This is a genomic window from Allobosea sp. MMO-172, from assembly GCF_037147855.1.
Lineage (GTDB): Bacteria > Pseudomonadota > Alphaproteobacteria > Rhizobiales > Beijerinckiaceae > Allobosea.
This window is the reverse complement of the sequence record NZ_JBBCUM010000003.1, coordinates 350,552-369,395: the sequence shown is the minus strand read 5'-3', so window position 1 is coordinate 369,395 and position 18,844 is coordinate 350,552. Positions and strand designations below refer to the sequence as shown.

16 protein-coding genes and 1 tRNA gene are annotated in these 18,844 nt (G+C 68.2%); 7 read left to right on the top strand and 10 right to left on the bottom strand.

The annotated features are described in order from the left end of the window. Nucleotides 1-217: 217 nt before the first annotated feature. Nucleotides 218-294, bottom strand: a tRNA-Arg gene (locus tag WFK61_RS06975). A 261-nt stretch (nt 295-555) separates the two neighbouring features. Beyond that, nucleotides 556-765 (bottom strand): hypothetical protein, encoded by a 210-nt coding sequence (locus WFK61_RS06970; protein ID WP_336810806.1) that lies wholly within the window; start codon nt 763-765, stop codon nt 556-558. Nucleotides 766-1,009: 244 nt separating this feature from the next. Here WFK61_RS06970 and ykgO point away from each other — a divergent pair, with 244 nt between their 5' ends. Together ykgO and WFK61_RS06960 are read left to right on the top strand one after the other, a co-directional pair. Further along, nucleotides 1,010-1,135: a type B 50S ribosomal protein L36 gene (ykgO, locus tag WFK61_RS06965; RefSeq protein WP_038363015.1), complete on the top strand. Its 126-nt coding sequence runs from the start codon at nt 1,010-1,012 to the stop codon at nt 1,133-1,135. A gap of 142 nt (nt 1,136-1,277) precedes the next feature. Next, nucleotides 1,278-1,931: a tetratricopeptide repeat protein gene (locus WFK61_RS06960; RefSeq protein WP_336810805.1), complete on the top strand. Its 654-nt coding sequence runs from the start codon at nt 1,278-1,280 to the stop codon at nt 1,929-1,931. A 135-nt stretch (nt 1,932-2,066) separates the two neighbouring features. Here the strand turns inward: WFK61_RS06960 and pyk are convergent, their stop codons facing one another. From pyk to WFK61_RS06945, 3 genes are all read right to left on the bottom strand, one after another. Further along, the gene (gene pyk, locus WFK61_RS06955; RefSeq protein ID WP_336810804.1) at nt 2,067-3,506 is read right to left on the bottom strand and encodes a pyruvate kinase; all 1,440 of its coding nucleotides are present in this window, start codon (nt 3,504-3,506) and stop codon (nt 2,067-2,069) included. A 175-nt stretch (nt 3,507-3,681) separates the two neighbouring features. Continuing rightward, entirely contained in the window at nt 3,682-4,122 is a 441-nt protein-coding gene (locus WFK61_RS06950; RefSeq protein WP_336810803.1) for a DUF1036 domain-containing protein, read from the bottom strand. A 2-nt stretch (nt 4,123-4,124) separates the two neighbouring features. After that, entirely contained in the window at nt 4,125-5,399 is a 1,275-nt protein-coding gene (locus WFK61_RS06945; RefSeq protein WP_336810832.1) for a glycerate kinase type-2 family protein, read from the bottom strand. A gap of 292 nt (nt 5,400-5,691) precedes the next feature. Here WFK61_RS06945 and WFK61_RS06940 point away from each other — a divergent pair, with 292 nt between their 5' ends. Beyond that, entirely contained in the window at nt 5,692-5,934 is a 243-nt protein-coding gene (locus WFK61_RS06940) for a GapR family DNA-binding domain-containing protein (RefSeq protein ID WP_112580168.1), read from the top strand. A 71-nt stretch (nt 5,935-6,005) separates the two neighbouring features. On the opposite strand, the gene WFK61_RS06935 is transcribed toward WFK61_RS06940, so the two are convergent. Beyond that, nucleotides 6,006-6,611, bottom strand: a complete 606-nt coding sequence (locus WFK61_RS06935) for an FMN-dependent NADH-azoreductase (protein ID WP_336810802.1) — start codon at nt 6,609-6,611, stop codon at nt 6,006-6,008. A 115-nt stretch (nt 6,612-6,726) separates the two neighbouring features. On the opposite strand from WFK61_RS06935, the gene WFK61_RS06930 reads away from it, so the two are divergent. Together WFK61_RS06930 and WFK61_RS06925 are read left to right on the top strand one after the other, a co-directional pair. After that, nucleotides 6,727-7,719, top strand: a complete 993-nt coding sequence (locus tag WFK61_RS06930; protein WP_336810801.1) for a LysR family transcriptional regulator — start codon at nt 6,727-6,729, stop codon at nt 7,717-7,719. 79 nt (nt 7,720-7,798) lie between these two features. Further along, on the top strand, nt 7,799-8,407 hold the full coding sequence (locus tag WFK61_RS06925; protein WP_336810800.1) for a glutathione S-transferase family protein: 609 nt from the start codon (nt 7,799-7,801) through the stop codon (nt 8,405-8,407). Between the two features lie 3 nt (nt 8,408-8,410). Here the strand turns inward: WFK61_RS06925 and WFK61_RS06920 are convergent, their stop codons facing one another. The 3 genes from WFK61_RS06920 to WFK61_RS06910 form a co-directional block, all read right to left on the bottom strand. Beyond that, nucleotides 8,411-10,195, bottom strand: coding sequence for a peptidoglycan L,D-endopeptidase MepK (locus tag WFK61_RS06920; RefSeq protein WP_442896272.1), 1,785 nt, complete (start codon nt 10,193-10,195; stop codon nt 8,411-8,413). Between the two features lie 189 nt (nt 10,196-10,384). Continuing rightward, nucleotides 10,385-12,301 carry a L,D-transpeptidase family protein gene (locus tag WFK61_RS06915; RefSeq protein ID WP_336810799.1) on the bottom strand — a complete coding sequence of 639 codons (1,917 nt, stop codon included), beginning with the start codon at nt 12,299-12,301 and terminating at the stop codon, nt 10,385-10,387. 106 nt (nt 12,302-12,407) lie between these two features. Next, nucleotides 12,408-13,904 carry a sigma-54-dependent transcriptional regulator gene (locus WFK61_RS06910; RefSeq protein ID WP_336810798.1) on the bottom strand — a complete coding sequence of 499 codons (1,497 nt, stop codon included), beginning with the start codon at nt 13,902-13,904 and terminating at the stop codon, nt 12,408-12,410. 202 nt (nt 13,905-14,106) lie between these two features. Between WFK61_RS06910 and WFK61_RS06905 the strand changes: the two genes are divergently transcribed. Further along, nucleotides 14,107-15,948: a M3 family oligoendopeptidase gene (locus WFK61_RS06905; protein WP_336810797.1), complete on the top strand. Its 1,842-nt coding sequence runs from the start codon at nt 14,107-14,109 to the stop codon at nt 15,946-15,948. 176 nt (nt 15,949-16,124) lie between these two features. Here WFK61_RS06905 and WFK61_RS06900 read toward each other — a convergent pair whose 3' ends face one another. Next, nucleotides 16,125-17,645: an outer membrane beta-barrel protein gene (locus WFK61_RS06900; RefSeq protein ID WP_336810796.1), complete on the bottom strand. Its 1,521-nt coding sequence runs from the start codon at nt 17,643-17,645 to the stop codon at nt 16,125-16,127. Nucleotides 17,646-17,807: 162 nt separating this feature from the next. Between WFK61_RS06900 and WFK61_RS06895 the strand changes: the two genes are divergently transcribed. Further along, nucleotides 17,808-18,782, top strand: a complete 975-nt coding sequence (locus WFK61_RS06895) for a KpsF/GutQ family sugar-phosphate isomerase (RefSeq protein WP_336810795.1) — start codon at nt 17,808-17,810, stop codon at nt 18,780-18,782. The last annotated feature ends 62 nt before the right edge of the window (nt 18,783-18,844 follow it).

The window sequence follows — 18,844 nt, the reverse complement described above, 5'->3', positions numbered from 1 at the left end:
AGGAACGGTGATGCAGCTCGACTGATGCCCTCTGAGCCCTAACGGCTCTAGAGCCATCCGCCCCACAGCAGTTTGATTATCTATGCGACGAGCGGGAGCGGAAAATGGCTTATCAACAAGCTTGGTCCCAACTTGGTCCGAACGGCGGTTGATGCGAAATTCGCCCACCACGATTACACGTGGGATTTCAACAAGTAGTTGAATTTGAAGAGGAAAATGGCGCGCCCGAAAGGATTCGAACCTCTGACCCTCAGATTCGTAGTCTGATGCTCTATCCAGCTGAGCTACGGGCGCGTCTCAGAGCGTCATGACGCGTTGCGTCCGGCCTGATGACGGGGGAGATAGCCGGTCCATTTCGTCTTGGCAACCCTCAAAATCAGGAAGTCATCGAATTGTTGTGATCGGCTTCCGAGATGGCCCTTGCGAGGCTTTGGGCTGCGGGTTTCCAGGCGCCTGGCCTGAAGGGGCTCGTGATTTGTCCACAGCAGGTCAGGCGCACGAGCACCGCAGGCAGGGTTTTTATACCCCTGCCTGCGGTTGAAAGGCTCTGTCGGCTCAGCGCGTCGCGCGGCGGGTGGCGCGTGCGACCGACGGGCCGGAAACCGCGCCGACGGCGCCGCCCACGACGGCGCCGACCGGGCCTGCAACCACGGCGCCCGTGCCGGCGCCGACAGCCGCGCCGCCGATGCGCTGTTCGACGGTGTTGCCGCAGGCGCCGAGGATCAGCGTCGTGGCGAGGAGCGAGGCAAGAAGAGGCAGGCGCATGGTCGGTCTCCGTGTGGGCGAGTGTCCAAACGCCATTCTGTGGTTCAGGTTCCCGCGAAGCGAAAGCGGATTTCCTACCGGGCAAGGCGCGATCGCACTTGCGATCCACGGAAAAATCCGTATACAGCCGGCATCGCATCAGTCGCACCATTGCATGGGCGGTGAGGACCGTTGAGGTTCGCGTCGCAGACTGAAGGTTTTTGACCGGCCCATCTCACGCGGGCGGGCCGATGGAGTTGAGACGATGAAGATCCGTAATTCGCTGAAGTCGCTGCGTGCGCGCCATCGCGACAACCAGCTCGTGCGCCGCAAGGGCCGCGTCTACATCATCAACAAGGTCCAGAAGCGCTTCAAGGCGCGTCAGGGCTGAGACGTCGCGCGGCTTTATCGCCGCGCGCATGCCTCGGTTGGGATTTTGAAGAGCGGGACGCCGATGGCGTGCCCGCTCTTTGCGTTGCGCGCTCGCCCGGCTGTGATTTGACCGGGCGGCGGTGGCGGCTAAAGTCATCGGCATGATCCGTTTTCGCATCGCGCCCGCCGTCCTTGCGCTGCTGCTGGTTTCGGCCGGGCCGCTGGCCGTCGGTGCGGTTCTGGCGCAGCCTGCGCCCCCGTTGCGGCCGGGCACCGTCGCGCCTGACGACAAGGCGGATAACCCCGTCACCCCCCAGGCGCCGCAGCGCAGCCCTGCGGCGACGCTGGAGCGATTGTTCCAGCGCCTGCAGGATGCCACCACGCAGGAAGAGGCCGAGGGGGTCGCGCGCCTGATTCAGCGACGCTGGGCGCGCTCCGGCTCCGACACGGCGGACCTGCTGATGACACGGGCCCAGCAGGCGCTGAAGGACAGGCAGAACGAACTCGCGATCGAATTGCTCGACCGCGTCATCAGCCTGCAGCCGGACTGGGCGGAAGCCTGGAACCAGCGTGCCAACGCGCTCTATCTGATGGGCGATTCGATCCGCTCCATGCTCGATATCGGCGAGACTCTGAAGCGCGAGCCGCGCCATTATGGCGCGATGATGGGGCTCGGCATGATCCTGCGCCAGCAGGGCGACGACAAGGCCGCGATGAAGGCCTTCCGCAAGGCGCTGGAGATTTATCCGCAGTTCGACGCGGTGAAGAAGGCCGTCGATTCGCTGAAGACGGATGTCGACGGCCGCGACGCCTGAGCGCCCCGTGCTTCCCTGGTCATGCCCGGGCTTGACCCGAGCATCTCATGCCGGAGAGGGCGTTTCTCGACGCGGCCTGACCTGAACGCGATTCTCGGGTCTGCGCTGTGCTTCGCCTGAGAATGACATCCGGGTTCACGCCTTCTCGACATGCTCCTGGGCGACGAAGGCGATGCGGACCATGTTGGTCGCGCCCGGCGTTCCGAAAGGCACGCCGGCGACGACGATGATGCGGTCGCCCAGCTTGGCGTAATGCTCGCGCACTGCGAACTTGCAGGCGCGGAAGGCCATGTCGTCGGCGTCGCTGGCATCCTTGGTGACGATCGCGTGCACGCCCCAGACCAACGTCAGCCGGCGCGCCGTGGCGCGGTTCGGGGTCAGCGCGATCACCGTCGAGTTCGGCCGTTCGCGGGCGATGCGGAAGGCGGTCGAGCCCGAGGAGGTCCAGGCGCAGATCGCCTTGAGGTTCAGCGTCTCGGCGATCTCGTGGGCCGCCTTGGCGATGGCGTCGGCGCCGGTCGCTTCCGGCTCGTTGCGCTGCGATTCGAGGATCGAGCGGTAGACCGCGTCGTTCTCGACCTCCTCGGCGATGCTGTTCATCATCGTCACCGCCTCGACCGGGTACTGGCCGGCGGCGCTCTCGGCCGAGAGCATCACGGCGTCGGCGCCCTCGAAGACGGCGGTGGCGACGTCGGAAACCTCGGCGCGGGTCGGCACCGGGCTCGTGATCATGCTCTCCAGCATCTGGGTGGCGACCACGACGGGCTTGCCCTTGAGGCGGGCCATCCGGGTCAGGCGCTTCTGCGTACCCGGCACCTTCTCCAGCGGCATCTCGACGCCGAGATCGCCGCGCGCGACCATGATGGCGTCGGAGGCGTCGATGATCTCCTCCATGCGGACCACGGCCTGCGGCTTCTCGATCTTGGCCAGAGCCAGCGCCCGGCCACGCACGATCTTGCGCAGCTCCGCCATGTCCTCGGGGCGCTGCACGAAGGAGAGCGCAATCCAGTCGACGCCGACCTCGGCCGCAACCTCGGCATCGGCGCGGTCCTTCTCGGTCATGGCCGAGACCGCGATCGTGGTGTCGGGCAGGCTCACGCCCTTGCGCGAGGAGAGGCGCCCGCCGACCAGAACCTTGGTCATCGCTTCCTTGGGCGAGGCCTTCTCGACCACGAGGCGCAGCTTGCCGTCATCGAGGATGAGGTGGTGGCCGGGCTCGAGCGCGCTCAGGATTTCGGGATGAGGGAGGTGGACGCGCTTGGTGTCGCCGGGGGCGGGGTCGGAATCGAGCGTAAATCGCGCTCCCTTTTCCAGCATCACGCCGCCGTCGCCGCCGAACTGGCCGACGCGCAGCTTCGGGCCCTGCAGGTCGGCGAGGATGCCGACCGGGCGGCGGAACTTGCCCTCCAGCCCGCGCAGCATCGCGACCTTGTCGGCCAGCGTCTCGCGCTGGGTATGGCTCATGTTGATGCGGAAGACGTCGACGCCGGCGGCGAACAGCTTGGCGCACATCTCCTCGGTCGAGGAGGCGGGGCCGAGGGTGGCGATGATCTTGATCCGGCGTTCGCGCTTCATTGTTATTCCCCTGCGACCGGCGAGCTCATCCGGCTCCGGCCGCACCCTTTCATCCATTGTGGAGCGCGCTTTGGCCCGTCGCCGGGCGGCGTGCTTCCGGTTCTTGTCCGCGAACCCGGGCGGATTCGCGTCGTCCTTGCAGCTTAGGCCGAGACCCTCACCGAACGTAAGTCGGTCAGGGCCTGGGAGCCCCGCCGCTCTGATCGGTGAGCTGGATCGTCCAGCTCTTCTGCTCGCCGGTATCGACCTCGAAGAAGCCGGCGCGGTCATAGCCGCGGGCCAGGCAGTCCTCGATGCCCCGGATCGTGAATTCCTTGTTGCGCACGCACATGACCGATTTGCCGGTCCATTCGCCGCCCTTGTCGTAATCGACGGCATGGACATAGTAGAAGCGCGCCGCCAGCGTGCCGCGCAGCAGGGTCTCGCAGCCGCGCGGGCTGATGTTCCACCAGCCCTCGGTGATCCAGCCCTGCGCGTCGCGATAGCCGATCGCCACGCCGATGCGGCTCGACGTGGTGTTGCACATGCGCAGGTCCGCCTTGGCCGGCGCCACGCTTCCGAGGAACGCAGCCGCACAGAAGGCGAGGGGGAGGACCGTTCGAGGGGAGCCCGGCATTCTCACGGTTCGATCAGGATCACGCGGCAGTCGTTGACATTGGTCAGCGTCGGTCCCGGCTGCAGCAAATCGCCGAGCGCTTCGAAGAAGCCGGTCGAATCGTTGTCGGCGAGGGATCGGGCGGGATCAAGGCCGATCTCGGCGGCGCGGGTCAAAGTCTGGGGATCGACCAGCGAGCCTGCCGGGTCCGTGACCTCGCCGCCGCCGCCATCGGTGCCGTCGGTATCGCCGGAGAGCGCGACGATGCCGGGCTCGCCGGCCAATGCTATGGCGAGCGCCAGCGCATATTCCTGATTGGGGCCGCCACGCCCGGAGCCGCGCAGGGTGACCGTGAGTTCGCCTCCGGAGAGGATCGCGGCGCGCTTGCCCTCGCGCTTCAGGCGGCGGGCGAGTTCCGCATGAGCTGCGGCGACGTCGCGGGCCTCGCCTTCGAGATCGGCGCCGAGATCGTGCACGGCATAGCCGGCAGCCTCGGCCGTCGCGCGCGCCGCCGCCAAGGCGTCGGCGGGACGGGCGATGATGCGATATTCGCTGTTGGCAAAGGCGGGGTGGCCGGGCTTCGGCGTTTCGTTCGCGGGATCATCGAGAAGCTTGCGAGCGGCTGGCGGCAGGTCGAGCCCATAGCGGGCGACGATGGCGCGGGCCTGCTCCGTCGTGCTGGGATCGGCGACGGTGGGGCCGGAGGCGATGGCCGTCGGCTCGTCGCCGGGCACGTCGGAGATCGCGAGCGTCAGCAGGCGCGCCGGGGCGGCGGCGAGCGCGAGCCGGCCGCCCTTGATCCGCGAGAGCCGCTTGCGGACGATGTTCATCTCGCCGATCGGCGCGCCGGAGCGGAGCAGGGCCTTGTTGACCGCCTGCTTCTCGGCCAGCGCAAGCCCGCCGGCCGGCGCGACCCAATTGGCCGAGCCGCCGCCGGAGAGCAGGACCAGCACGAGGTCGTCTTCGGTCGTGGAGGCGGCGAGCGACAGCGCCCGCTCGGCGCTGTCGATGCTGCCCTGGTCGGGCACAGGGTGGCCGGCGGCGACCATCGGGATATGCCGGGTGGGCGCGGTATAGCCGTGCCGGGCGACGGCATGGCCGAGGAGACGTTCCGGCGGAAAGCCCTGGTCGAGATAATGCGCCTCGGCCAGCGCAGCCATGCTGCCGGCGGCCTTGCCGGCGGCGAGCAGGACCAGGCGCCCCCTGGCGGGCGGTGCGGGCAGATGCTGCGGCAGGCAGCCGGCGGGATGGGCGCGGGTGACGGCGGCGTCGAAGATCGCGCGGGCGGTCGCGCGCATCGCGGCGATTGCAGTGGTGGATTGCGGCACGCCGCGCGGCTCCCTCGATCTCGGCCGCTCGGCGGCTCACCCCTTGTCATCGTTGTAGGGTGGCTTGGAGGCGGCGTCATCTGCCGTCTGGAGATCTAGTCATACTTTTTAGGAAGATCACGCGGGCTGCGCAGGCGCCGCAACTGCCACCGCGGCATCAGGACTGTTGAGGGCGGCAGGGCCGAGGCCAGTTCAGTCTTGACGGGCGGACCCGATCCGGGCGAACGCTGCCGGCCAATTTCGTACCCGAGAAGGTTATCAGATGGACGATCCGGTTCAGGGCGACCAGCTCAAGAGCATCGTCGAGCGCATCGAGCGGCTCGAGGAAGAGAAGAAGACGATCGCCGACGACATCAAGGAGGTCTATGCCGAGGCCAAGGGCAACGGCTACGATGTCAAGGTGCTGCGCAAGGTCGTGGCGCTGCGCAAGCGCGATCTCGACGAGCGTAAGGAAGAGGAAGCGATCCTCGACCTCTATCTGCAGGCGGTCGGCGAATCCGCGTAAGCGGCTTTCATGCAGATATGAAAAAGCCCCGCATCGGTTTCCCGATGCGGGGCTTTTCGTTGGGATGAGCCTCAGGCGACGAGGGCGAGCTCGGCATTTGCGTTGCGGATCGCCTCTTCGCGCGCCTCGGGGCCGTAGCCCAGCTTCTCGGCGCGGATGAAGGTCACGTCGGTGATCCCGGAGAAGCCGAGCATGGTGCGCAGATGCGGCTCCTGCGAATCCAGTGACTGGGCCGGGCCGCTGCTGTAGAGGCCGCCACGGCTCTCGACGACGATGGCGCGCTTGTTCTTGAGCAGGCCCTCGGGGCCGGCTTCGCTGTAGCTGAAGGTGATGCCGGCGCGCAGCACGTAGTCGAACCAGCTCTTCAGCGTCGAAGGAATGCCGAAATTGTACATGGGCGCGCCGATGACGATGGTGTCGGCCGCCTTCAGCTCCTCGACGAGGGCGTTGGACAGCGCGAGCGCGTCCTGCTGCGCCTTGGTTCCGTTGATGCCGGCGCGGACGGCCGCCGTCGTCTCGGCGTTCAGATGCGGGATCGGGTTGGCGTCGAGGTCACGCTCGACGACGTGAACGCCGGGGTTCTGCGCGCGCAGCCGGGCAACGGTGGCCTGGACGAGCTGGCGGGACACCGAATCGGCACCCGAAGCGCTGCTGTTGAGGACGAGGACGGTAGCCATGATGAAAACTTCCTATCTGGCAGGAGTGATTTCGATGACCCGGAAGGTAGTGGTTCACGATTGGCACTAGAACCGCCATAATTAGAACCAGACTGTTGCTGCTGGAGGAACGCCAATGGCCGAGCTCGACGATATCCGTAGCTTCATCGCCGTGGTCGAGGCCGGCGGTTTCGGCCGGGCGGCGCAGACGCTGGGCCTGGCGAAATCGATCGTCAGCCGGCGCGTGAGCCGGCTGGAGGAGGAACTCGGCACGCGCCTGCTCAGCCGCACGACGCGTGGCGTCGCCGCGACCGAGGCCGGGCTCGAGTTCAAGGCGCGCAGCGAGCGCATCCTGGCCGAGCTGGAGGAGGCGCGCGAGGCGGTGGCGCAGCGGGCCGGCGGCGTCGCCGGGCGCTTGCGGCTGGCCATGCCGATGACCTTCGGCAACCGGCATGTCGCGCCGTTGCTGGGCGAGCTCGCGCAGATGTATCCGCGGCTCGAAATCGATGTGCAGGCGAGCGACCGCTATGTCGACCTGATCGGCGAGCGCTTCGATGCCGCGATCCGGATCGGCTCGCTCAAGGATTCCAGCCTGATCGCCCGCAAGATCGCGCCGGTCCATGCGACCGTCGTCGGCAGCCCGGCCTATCTGGCACGGCGCGGGCGCCCGGCGATCCCGGCCGATCTCAACGATCATGACTGCCTGCTCTATAGCGGCACGAACGATCAGGACTGGGTTTTCCGCACCGGCAAGCGCTGGATCACGGTGCGGCCTCCCGGCCGGATGCACTCGGATAGCGGCGACACGCTGCTGGCCTGGGCCGTGGCGGGGCTGGGGCTGACGGTGCTGCCGACCTTCATCGCCTCGGACACGATCCGCTCCGGCGCGGTCGAGCCGATCCTGCTGGATTATCCTATGCCGACGCGGGCGCTCTATGTGGTGCGGCCGCCCGGCGCCTATGTGCCCGGCAAGGTCCGCGTGCTGATCGACCTCCTGGTCGAGCGCTTCGGCGGCACGCCCTATTGGGATCCCTGCCAGATGGAGGCGCATCAGCGCGGCCTGAGGCTCGACGAACCGTTGAGCGAACAGCTCACGCCCGCCGCGAGCCCTGCGCATCAAGCAGCGTGATCCCGCACATCACGCGAATTCGCGTGGCTTTGCAGCGGGGTTTCGGCACTCTCCCGCCCGTGTTCAAACGGAGGTCGCGATGCTGCTCGTCGGAATGCTGGATAGCCCCTATGTCCGCCGCGCGGCGATCACGGGAACCCTGCTGGAGGTGCCGTTCGAGCATCGCTCGGTCTCGGTCTTCCGGCATATGGAGGCGTTCCGGGCGATCAATCCGCTGATCAAGGCGCCGACGCTGGTCACCGATGACGGCATCGCCATCAGCGAATCCCTGCTGATCATCCAGCATTTCGAGGATGTCGCCGGCCGGTCGCTGCGGCCGCTCGAAGGCGTGGCGCGCCGGCGCGATCTGGCGCTGACCGGCATCGGCATCGTCGCGGCCGACAAGGCGGTCTCGATCGAGTACGAGCGCAAGCGCCCGGAGGCGCAGCGCTACGCCCCCTGGCAGGAGCGCATCGTCGCCCAACTGCATGTCGCGCTCGACCTGCTCGACGCAGCGGCGAAGGAGGGCGAGCTGACGGCCGGGCCGGAATTGCTGCCCAGCGATATCGCGGCCGCCATCGCCTGGGGCTTCTGCCGCTTCGTGATCCCGGAATTCGCGCCGGAGGAGCGCTGGCCGGCACTTGCCGAGCAGGCGCGCGCCTGCGAGGCGCTCGACGTGTTCAAGGCCTGGCCGATCGACCGGGAATAAACGTCAGTTCTGGACGAAGTTCGTCGGCAGCGGGCGGACGGCCGGGCCGGAGAAGGTGCCGGGCTTGGCATCGACTGGGTCGGCATGGCTGAAGCCCAGTGCCGCCGCGGGGCTCGGGCCGGCGATCGGCGCCCCTGACGGACCGGCGGCCTTGGCGCGGGCGGTCGCGACATTCACCGGCTTGCCCGGCGTGCTGCCGGTGCGGGAGACGGCAGCGAACAGGGAGTTCAGGCCGCCGCGGTCCAGCACGGCGGTATCCTCGGGCTCTTCCGGTACGGGGACGGAGCGCTGGGTCGCGGTCGCGAAGCTGACGCCGCCTTCGCGCGGCCTTACCGGCGGCAGCGAGGCGGTGACGAGTCGGCCTTCCGCTGCCTGGGCGAGGGAGGTTTCCGGTGCCCCGGTGCCGCGCAGCGAGGCGATCGCGGTGTCCGTCAGGGCGGTCGGCCGCATCGGCGGCAGCGGGGCGTTGATGGGCTGGCCGGCCACGACGATCTCGCTCGCGCTGGCCATCTCGCCAGGGCGGCGCGGCGGCAGGGAGGCCAGCACCAGCTTCTGGTCAGGCTGCGGCGCGAAGGCCAGCGCACCGCCGGCGGCGGGCAAGGCGGCGATCTGGACGGGCGCGCCGTCGTCGGCAGGCACGGAGAGACCACGCGGCCGCGCCAATGGCAGCGGCGCATCGATCAGTTGCGGCCGGTTCTCCTGCACGCGCTGGGGAGCGGCGGCGACAGCCGGCTGCGGCGCCGGTTCCGGGGCGGGCTGCGGCGGAGCAGCGTTGACCTGCGGCGCCAGGCGCTCGGAGCGCTCGCGCGTGAGCGAGCGGGTCACGGGTTCTGCGGCGGGAGCCATGGCGACGGCGAAGCGGCCGCCATCGGACGAATTGCCGTCGTTATAGCCGGGGCTGGCATAGGCCATGACCGCGGGCTGCTGACGTGGTGCGGCGCGGCGGCCACGTGCGGCGGGGCGGGCATCCGCCTCCTCGTCGTCGCCACCGAACAGCGAGGCCCAAAGGCTCTTGCGGCCCGACGCCATGACGGCACCTTCGTCGAGCTCGGCCGTGGCGTAACCGGCGACAGCGCCGCCGCCGGACAGGATCTCCGCCTTGGCAAGCTCATAGCCGGCGAGCGGCTGGCCATCAGCCGGCAGGTGGACGGTCTTCTCGTCGGGGAAGAGGCGCACCAGCTGGTCGCGCGTCATGCGCGGCCAGGAACGGACCGAGCCGACATCGAGATGGACGAAGGGGGTATGGGCGTTCGGATAGAAGCCGACGCCGCCGCGCTGGAGCCGCATGCCGATCTCGCGGATGCGGGCCGTCGGCACGTCCGGCAGGTAGAAATCCATCGCCTTGCCGAGCATGTGCTGGCTGTGCTTGGCGACCGCGCGCGAGCGGCGGCGCAGCATCGCGTTGGTGCCGGGCGCGCGATAGGAGGAGACGACGTGGAAAGGCTGGTCGGAGCCGAGCTGGCGCTGCACCTCCCAGACGACATCGAAGAGCCGCGGGTCCATCCGCGTCGGCTCGTCGGTGCGCCAGTCGCGCAACGCCCAGTTCAGCTTTTCCAGCCCGCTGGAATCGTAGCGGCCGTCACGCTTGAACGTGACGGTCGTCTCTTCCTTGGTGTGCATGTGCCGGATGGTGATGGTGCGGGTGTCGCCATTGGCGGCGGCGTCCTGCGTGCCGCGGATGCCGACCAGCGAAGCGAGCACGGCCAGGCCGAGCGCCAGCGCCTGTCGCGCGGTCGGCTTCGTGCCGGCGGGCGCGCATCCTGCAAGCGTGGCGGTTGTCCTGCCCAATCTGTCTGACCCGTCTCGGTGCCCCCGCCGAAGCGGTGCGATAAACGTGAACGAACAGTTGCGGAGAAGCGTTAACGTCTCGTTAGCGAGCCGGCAATCGCCACGCCAAGAATTTCCTGCCGAACGTGGCTAAAGTCGGATCATGGCGAAAAGGTGCCCATAGGACAGGGCACCTCCACCCAGAGACCCTCAGCCGCCCTGCTGCTCCAGCGCCTGCCGGACCAGCCGGTGGAAGCCGTAGACATCGTCGAAGCGCATGATCTGGCCGTCCTCGCCGACGACGATGGTGTTGTAGACGAGGTGGATCGGCAGGGGCTGCGGCAGGTTGATGCGGCGCTCGCCCGAGCCGATCAGGCGCTTCAGCCGCTCATGCGACCATTCCGGGCCGAGCACCTGATCGGCCAGCGCGAAGGGGTTCTCGACGCGGACGCAGCCATGGCTGAGCGCGCGCCGCTCGCCGGCGAAGAGGCGGCGATTCGGCGTGTCGTGCAGATAGACCGCATGCTCGTTCGGGAACATGAACTTGATCCAGCCGAGCGCGTTGCGCTCGCCCGGTGGCTGGCGCACCGAGATGCCGCCGCCCTTGGTGCGTGTCACGACATAGCCGCGCTTGGCGGCGTATTCCGGATCGGCGGCGAGGCCCGGCAGGAATTCCTTCTTCAGGATCGAGGGCGGCACGTACCAGGACGGGTTGACGATGACGTGGTCCATCTTGTGCGAGAAGATGGGCGTCGCCGATTCCGGCTTGCCGATGATGGCGCGGGTCTCGTGCACGACCTTGCCGGAGCGGATGACGCGCACGCGCATCTCCGGGACATTGGCCATGATGTGGTCGGTGCCGAGATCGGGCGGCAGCCAGCGCCAGCGCTCCATCTGGGCGATGATGTCCTCTTCGCCGCGCGCGCTGGCCGGCTTGCCGAGCGCGGCGAGTGTGCGCTCGCTCAGGATGCCGTTGGCGGGGAGGCCGGCCTTCTTCTGGAAATCGGTCAGGGCGAGCGCGGTCGAGCGGTCGAATACCGGCTCCTCGCTGGGCCCAAGGCCGAGGCGGGCGCGCACCAGCGGCACGCGCTCGTCGCGCATGCCGAGCTTGAGCGGCGGGCCGGCGGGGATGCGCACCAGCGGGGTATCGTCGAGATGCTCGCGCATCTCCGCGAGCTTGGCCTTGAGGCGGCGATAGCCCTCATGCGGCGGGTTGTAGGCGGCGAGCACGGCGCCGGCGTCCGTCGCGCCGGCCAGCTCCGAGAGCACCTCGGTCGCGGAGGGCAGGTAGAGCGTCGGCGTGATCAGCTTGGAGAGCTGGCGCGGATTGAGCCGGCCACCGCGGGCGTCGCGGGCATAGAGCACGGCGATGGCCGAGAGGCGGATATCGGCCTCGGCGAGCCTGGCCTTGTCGCTCGCCTCGAAGACGGGCAGCGCATAGTCGTTCGGGCGCAAGGCATCCTCGCCGGCGCGGCCGAGCTGCGTCGCGATGCGCTTGCCGGCCTCGTTCCAGCCCTTGGCGCCGACCCAGAAGGGGCGGTTCTCATTGGCCTGATAGGCGGCGACGATCTCGTTGCGCTCGCGCTCGCCGAGACGGCGCAGCGTCAGCGCCTCCGGCAGGGCGGCAGCGATGGCGGCGGAGAATTCGGAGCCCGGCGGCAACTCGACGACGACCTTCGGCACGTCCGGCATGGGCACCAGCGGCTCGACGGTGCGCAGCGGCCCGGTCTGCGGGGCGATCTCGGCCGGAGCTTGCGGTTTGACGACCGGCGTCAGGGCCGGGTCGGCCGCCGGCATCTCGACTGCGGGAATGTCGAGCGTGACCGCTTCCTCGGTCGTGTCGAGGGGGGCGGCGGCATCCTGCTTCGCGGGGTCGGGCAGGCGGTTGCCGGGCGTGACCGTGCCGGTGACGATCTCGGCATCGGCGAAATGAGCGGGCGCGGTCGCCGCCTGCGCGGCGGTCGCCGCCTGCGCGATGTCGGACAGGCTGAGTTCCGGCTGCTCCGGCAGCGGGATGCCGAGCGTCGGATCGGTGGTGAGAGGGGTCTCGGCGCGGAGCGGGAGGCATCCCAGGATGATGGCCAAGGCGGATGCCGAGGTCAGTTTCGCCCAATGGCGAGGACGCATGGTCGCTATCCCGATTGCTGCCGAACCCCGCCATTCCTGCGTGACTCGACTGGTTGAGACAAGATGCGGCGGTGCAACAGACCGCCGCATTCCGATTGGTCGCGGCTCAGGCCGCGTCGGTTTCATCGCCGTTCGCTTCGCTCTCGATCAGCCCGTAATCCTTGAGCTTGCGGTAGAGCGTCGAACGGCCGATGCCGAGCTTGCGCGAGACCTCGGACATGTGGCCGCGGTAATGCGCGAGCGCGAAGGTGATGATCTCGCGTTCGAGGTCGTCGAGCTTGCGCATGTCGGAGCCGGCGACGAGGTCGAGCGCGTTGGGATCGCGCACCGGCATCTGGATGATGCGCGGCGGCGGCTCGCCTTGCGCCTCGGGCCGGGCGAGAGGGGCGGGGGCCGGCGGAATCCGGACCTCGTAGCCCTCCATCTGCGCGGCGATCTGCGGAAACTCGGTGGTGTCGAGCTCCGGCCCGTCGGCGAGCACCACCGCGCGGAACACGGCATTCTCCAGCTGGCGGACATTGCCCGGCCAGTCATAGCCGGTGATCAGGGCGGCGGCCTCAGGCGTGAGCCCGGTGAGCTTGCGGCCCTCCTCGGCGGCGAAGCGGGCAAGGAAGCCGCGCGCGAGATCGGCAATGTCCTCGCGGCGCTGGCGCAGGGGCGGCAGCGTGATCGGGAAGACGTTGAGGCGGTAATAGAGGTCCTCGCGGAATTCGCCGCGCTTCACCTGATCGAGCAGGCTCTTGTTGGTGGCCGAGATCAGGCGGATGTCGACGCGGACCGATTTCTTGCCGCCGACGGGGTCGACCTCGCCTTCCTGGATGGCGCGCAGCAACTTGACCTGCGCATCGAGCGGCAATTCGCCGACCTCGTCGAGGAAGAGCGTGCCGCCATTGGCCTCGACGAACTTGCCGAGATGGCGCTCGGTCGCGCCGGTGAAGGCGCCCTTCTCGTGGCCGAAGAGGATGGATTCGACGAGGTTGTGCGGGATCGCGCCGCAATTCACGGTGACGAAGGGCTTGCCCTTGCGGTCGCTGGAGCCCTGGATCGCACGTGCCAGAACCTCCTTGCCGACGCCCGACTCACCTTCGATCAGGATCGGGATGTTCGATTTCGCGGCGCGCTCGGCCAGCCTGACGACGCGGGCCATGTCCGGGCTCTTGGTCGCGAGGTCGCGGAAGCCCAGCGTGTTCGAGGCGCGGCGCTTGATATGGCGCAGTTCGTGTTCGAGCGCGCCGAGCTTGAGGGCATTGCGCAGCGAGACCTGCAGGCGCTCGGCGCCGACAGGCTTGACCACGAAATCGACGGCGCCGGCCCGCATGGCGGAGACGACGGTCTCGATCGAGCCATTGGCGGTCTGGACGATGACGGGGATTTCGATGCCGCGCTCGCGCAGCGCCGCCAGCACGCCCATGCCGTCGAGGCCGGGCATGTTCAGGTCGAGGACGATGGCGCTGAAACGCTCGCCTTCGGGCGCGCTGAGCAGGGTCAGCGCGGCCTCGCCGTTGTCGGCGCTCGCGACATCGTAGCCGAAGCGCTTCAGCATCGCGTCCAGCAGGCGGCGCTGGACGGGATCGTCGTCAACGATGAGGACGGTGTCGGTCATGGCACCTCGAAAGCTCGTGCAGCATGAAAGAAATCTTGGCCACAGGCGGAATCACCTGTTCCGTTCTGGGGCATGGTCGGCCAGAAGGGTTAAGCGGGGTTTAAACCGGGGCGGGCGGCGGACGTGATGCGCCGCCGTTGATCGCCCGGCCCGTGCCGGCCTAAGGATGGGGTTCGTTTCAGTGCGCAGAGGTATCGAGCGAATGGGTTTTCATGACACCGTCCTGCGTTCCGCCACGAAGGCGGGGGCGGCGAAGCCGGTGAATGCGACCGGCGATCTCCCGGAATGGGACCTGAGCCATCTTTATCCCGGCATCGAATCGCCGGAGTTCAAGGGCGATCTGGAGCGGGGACTGGCCGAGGCGCAGGCGCTGGCCGGCCGTTATCGCGGCAAGCTTGCGGAACTGGCTGCCGCGCCCGATGGCAGCACGACGCTGGCCGCCGCGGTGAAGATCTATGAGGGCCTGAGCGACCTGCTTGGCCGGATCAGCGCCTATGCGGGGCTGGTCTATTCCGGCGACACCACCGATCCGCAGCGCGCCAAGTTCTACGGCGACACGCAGGACAAGCTGAACGCCGCGATCACCGAACTGCTGTTCTTCGAGCTGGAGCTGAACCGGATCGAGCCGGAGCTGCTGGCGAAGGTCGCTGCCCAGGCGCCGCTCTCGCACTGGAAGCCCTGGCTCGACGATCTCGCCAAGGACAAGCCGCACCAGCTCGACGACAGGATCGAGGCGCTGTTCCACGAGAAGTCGATGACGGGCGCGGCTGCTTGGAACCGGCTGTTCGACGAGACCATCGCCTCGCTGCGCTTCACCGTCGATGGCGAGGAGCTGACGCTGGAGCTCACGCTCAACAAGCTCCAGGACAGCGATGGCGAGGTCAGACGCAAGGCGGCGGAGGCGCTGAGCACGGTCTTCCGCAAGGAGCTCCGCATCTTCGCGCTGATCACCAACACGCTGGCCAAGGACAAGGAAATCTCCGACCGCTGGCGGAAATTCGAGGATGTCGCGGATTCCCGCCATCTCGCCAATCGAGTCGAACGTGAAGTGGTCGACGCCCTCGTTGCCGCCGTGCGCGAGGCCTATCCGCGCCTGTCGCATCGCTATTACCGGCTGAAGGCCAAGTGGTTCGGCCGCGAGGAACTGGATTTCTGGGATCGCAACGCGCCGTTGCCGCAGGTCGAGCAGCGCACGATTCCCTGGACCGAGGCACGCGAGACCGTCCTCTCCGCCTATGACGCCTTCTCGCCGGAGATGGCGGCGATCGCGCAGCGCTTCTTCGACGAGCGCTGGATCGATGCGCCGCCCCGTCCCGGCAAGGCACCGGGCGCGTTTGCGCATCCGACCGTTCCGTCGGCGCATCCTTACGTGCTGCTGAACTACCAGGGCAAGCCGCGCGACGTGATGACGCTGGCGCATGAGCTCGGCCATGGCGTGCATCAGGTGCTGGCGGCGCCCAACGGGGCCCTGATGGCGCCGACTCCGCTGACCCTGGCCGAGACGGCGAGCGTCTTCGGGGAGATGCTGACCTTCCGCAAGCTGCTCGACTCGACCAACGACAAGAAGCAGCGCAAGGCGATGTTGGCGGCCAAGGTCGAGGACATGATCAACACGGTCGTGCGCCAGATCGCCTTCTACACCTTCGAGCGCAAGGTCCATGAGGCCCGCCGCGAGGGCGAGCTGACGCCGGAAGCGCTCTGCGAGATCTGGATGAGCGTGCAGGAAGAGAGCCTCGGCCCGGCGATCCGGCTGTCGGCGGGATACGAGCCCTATTGGTGCTACATCCCGCACTTCATCCATTCGCCCTTCTACGTCTATGCCTATGCCTTCGGGGATTGCCTGGTGAACTCGCTCTACGGCGTCTACCAGAACGCCGCCGAGGGCTTCCAGGAGCGCTATTTCGCGCTGCTCTCGGCCGGCGGCAGCAAGCCTTATTCCGAGCTGCTGGCGCCCTTCGGGCTCGACGCCAAGGACCCCGGCTTCTGGCAGATCGGGCTGCGGATGATCGAGGGCATGATCATCGAGCTGGAAGGGATGGAGTGAGGCGCGGGGAACCCTCTCCCGTAGGGAGAGGGCAGGGTGAGGGGTCGGCCGCTCACCGCTTTTTCCGTGAGGTGGTCGCTGCGCAGCGGTGAGGCTGTGGCTTCCTGGTCCGGGGGCCTACACCTCACCCCTGCCCCTCTCCTTACAGGAGAGGGGTTCTGCGTCGCGGTTCTCCCCTAGAACTGCACCCTGAGGCCGACCAGCGAGACGTTCGCGGTGTAGTCCGCGCCCTGCGTGGTCGAGTTCAGGCGCTCATGGGTGAAGCTCGCGCGCACGGCGAAGGTCCGCGTCAGCTTGTATTCGACCCGCGCGCCGACATTGCTGTAGTCCTCGCGCAGGCCCTGGCCATCATATTCGGTGCGGCTGAAATTGGTGAAGCCGGTGACGGTGAGGTTGCGGCGCAAGGCATGCGCCACTTCCAGCGTGGCGCGCCGCACGGTCGTGCCGGAGGAGCCGGCGATCGTGGTGTCGCCGAGTTCGGCGCCGCCGCGCAGCGTCACGGTCGTCAAGGGCGTCGGCGACCACAGCACCGCCGCATCGCCGACGAAGCCGCGCAGGTTCTTCAGGCGGTTGTCGTCGTATTTGCGATCCTGATAGCCGCCCGAGATTTCGCCGGTCAGCTGCCGGCTGATCTCGAAGGTCGAGCCGAGGCGCCCGGTGACGCCGTTCGAGGAGCGCATATAGCCGTTGGTATCGACCTTCTGGTCGAACTCGCGCTGGTCGATCTCGGCCTGGACGAAGGGTCTGAAGCCGGGCGTGACCTCATAGGCGGCGCGCAGGCGCAGGCCGTATTGCGTGAGATTGCGATCCTTCTGCGAGAGCACCGCGCCGTTCGAAAGGCGGGCATCCTCATAGTCGCTGCGATCGACCGAGCCGCGCAAGGTCAGCTGCAGGCGGTTGAAATCATGAGTGACGCCGGCCGAGCCGCCATACTGGTAGATCTGCGGGCGGCCGGTGACCGCGGCCGACAGGTCGGGCGAGCCCGGTCGCTGCGTGTCGAGCCTGAGCCGCGATTCCAGCAGGATGCGGGTGTCGCGCGTGGCATCGAGCCGCAGGTCGAGACTGCCCTCGGCATCGGGGCGCGAGGCATCCTTCGCCCGGAAGAACTCCATATAGCCGCCGCGCAGCCGGCCCCTGAGCTCATGCACGTTCCAGTCGGACTGGATCTCCAGCTCGCCCTCGTGGCGGCTGTAGCCCGAGCCCTTGGTGCCCGGTGTCGAGGTCCGCTGCGGATTGGTGTCGTATCCGACCGAGTTGGTAACCGAGGGGCGCAATGTGATCGAGCCCAGGCGGATGCCGAGCGCGGCATAGGGATCCTCCTCGGTCGCCGCACGCCGGCGTGGCGGTGGTGGAGGGGGAGGTGGGGGCGGCATGGCCGCCACCGCCGGTTGCGGCGGTCGGAACTGGCGCTGGGTGACGCCGCGCAGGGCCGGTGGCTGAATCGGCTGGCTGGCACGCGGGGGCTGCCGTCCCGAGACGGCCGAGCCCTGCCGCTGGACCAGTCCGGCGGGGTCACGGATCGCTTCGGGTTCGGCTGTTGCCGGGGAGGGGGCAGGTTGCGGCGTTGCCGGCTGCTGCGCGACATAGGCCGGCGTGCCGGTCCTGAGATTGCCGCGCGGCACCTGCTGCGCCTGCGCGGCCGTATAGGCGAGCGCGAGCCCGGCCAAGGCCGTGCCGGACAGAAGCAGGGTCGTCATGCGGCCGGACACGGGCGTCGCAGGGCTCCAGAGGGCGGGGCGCGCGGGTGGCGCGCATGGTTAATGGAGTTAGAACGAACAGGGTTAAGGAGCCGTCAACGCGGTCCGCATCCGTTGGCAGATGGTGGAAATGGCTGGCGCGAGCGTGCTAAAGGGCCGGCCATGACAGCCGATATCCGCGACTCCGCCCTTCGCACCATCGCCACCGAGCGTGCCGGGCTCGATGCCCTCCACGATGCGCTGGCGAACGGATTGGGCCAGCCTTTCGCCGAGGCCATTGCGATGATCCGGGCCTCGAACGGCCGCGTGATCGTCTCCGGCATGGGCAAGTCCGGCCATGTCGGGCGCAAGCTCACGGCGACCCTGGCCTCGACCGGCACGCCCGCGCATTTCGTCCATCCGGCCGAGGCGAGCCATGGCGATCTCGGCATGGTGCAGCCCGAGGATGTGGTGATCGCCCTGTCCTGGTCGGGCGAGGCGGTCGAGCTTGCCGCGCTCGTCGGCTATACCCGCCGTTTCCGCGTCGGGTTGATCGCGATCACGGCCAATGCCGAGAGCACGCTGGGCAAGGAGGCGGATATCGCGCTCGTCCTGCCCAAGGCGACGGAGGCCTGCCCGAACGGGCTCGCCCCGACGACCTCGACGACGATGCAGATGGCGCTCGGCGATGCGCTGGCGGTGGCGCTTCTGGAAGCGCGCGGCTTCTCGCGGCAGGATTTCTTCGTCTATCACCCCGGCGGCAAGCTCGGCGCGCAGCTGAAAACGGTCGAGAGCATCATGCATCGCGGGGCCGATCTGCCGTTGATCGGGCTCGACACCCTGCTGCCGGACGTCATCGCGATGATCTCGGACAAGGGCTTCGGCTGTGCCGTGGTGATGGATCTGGACGGCAAGCTCGCCGGCGTCGTCACCGATGGCGATCTGCGCCGCAAGGCCGCGATGGGCGGCGGCGCCTCGCTGAGGGCGCGCGACATCATGACGGCGAATCCGCGCCGGATCGGCCTCGACACGCTCGCGGTCGAGGCGCTGGAGCTGGTCAATCGCAGTCGGATCACCGCGCTGATCGTGGTCGATCCGGACGATCGCCCGGCCGGGCTCGTCCATGTCCACGACCTGCTGGCGATGGGCGTCGCCTGATCGCGCTTGCAACTCGGCCGCGCCGCGCTATCTAAATCTGTAGAGACTACAGCTTTGGAGGC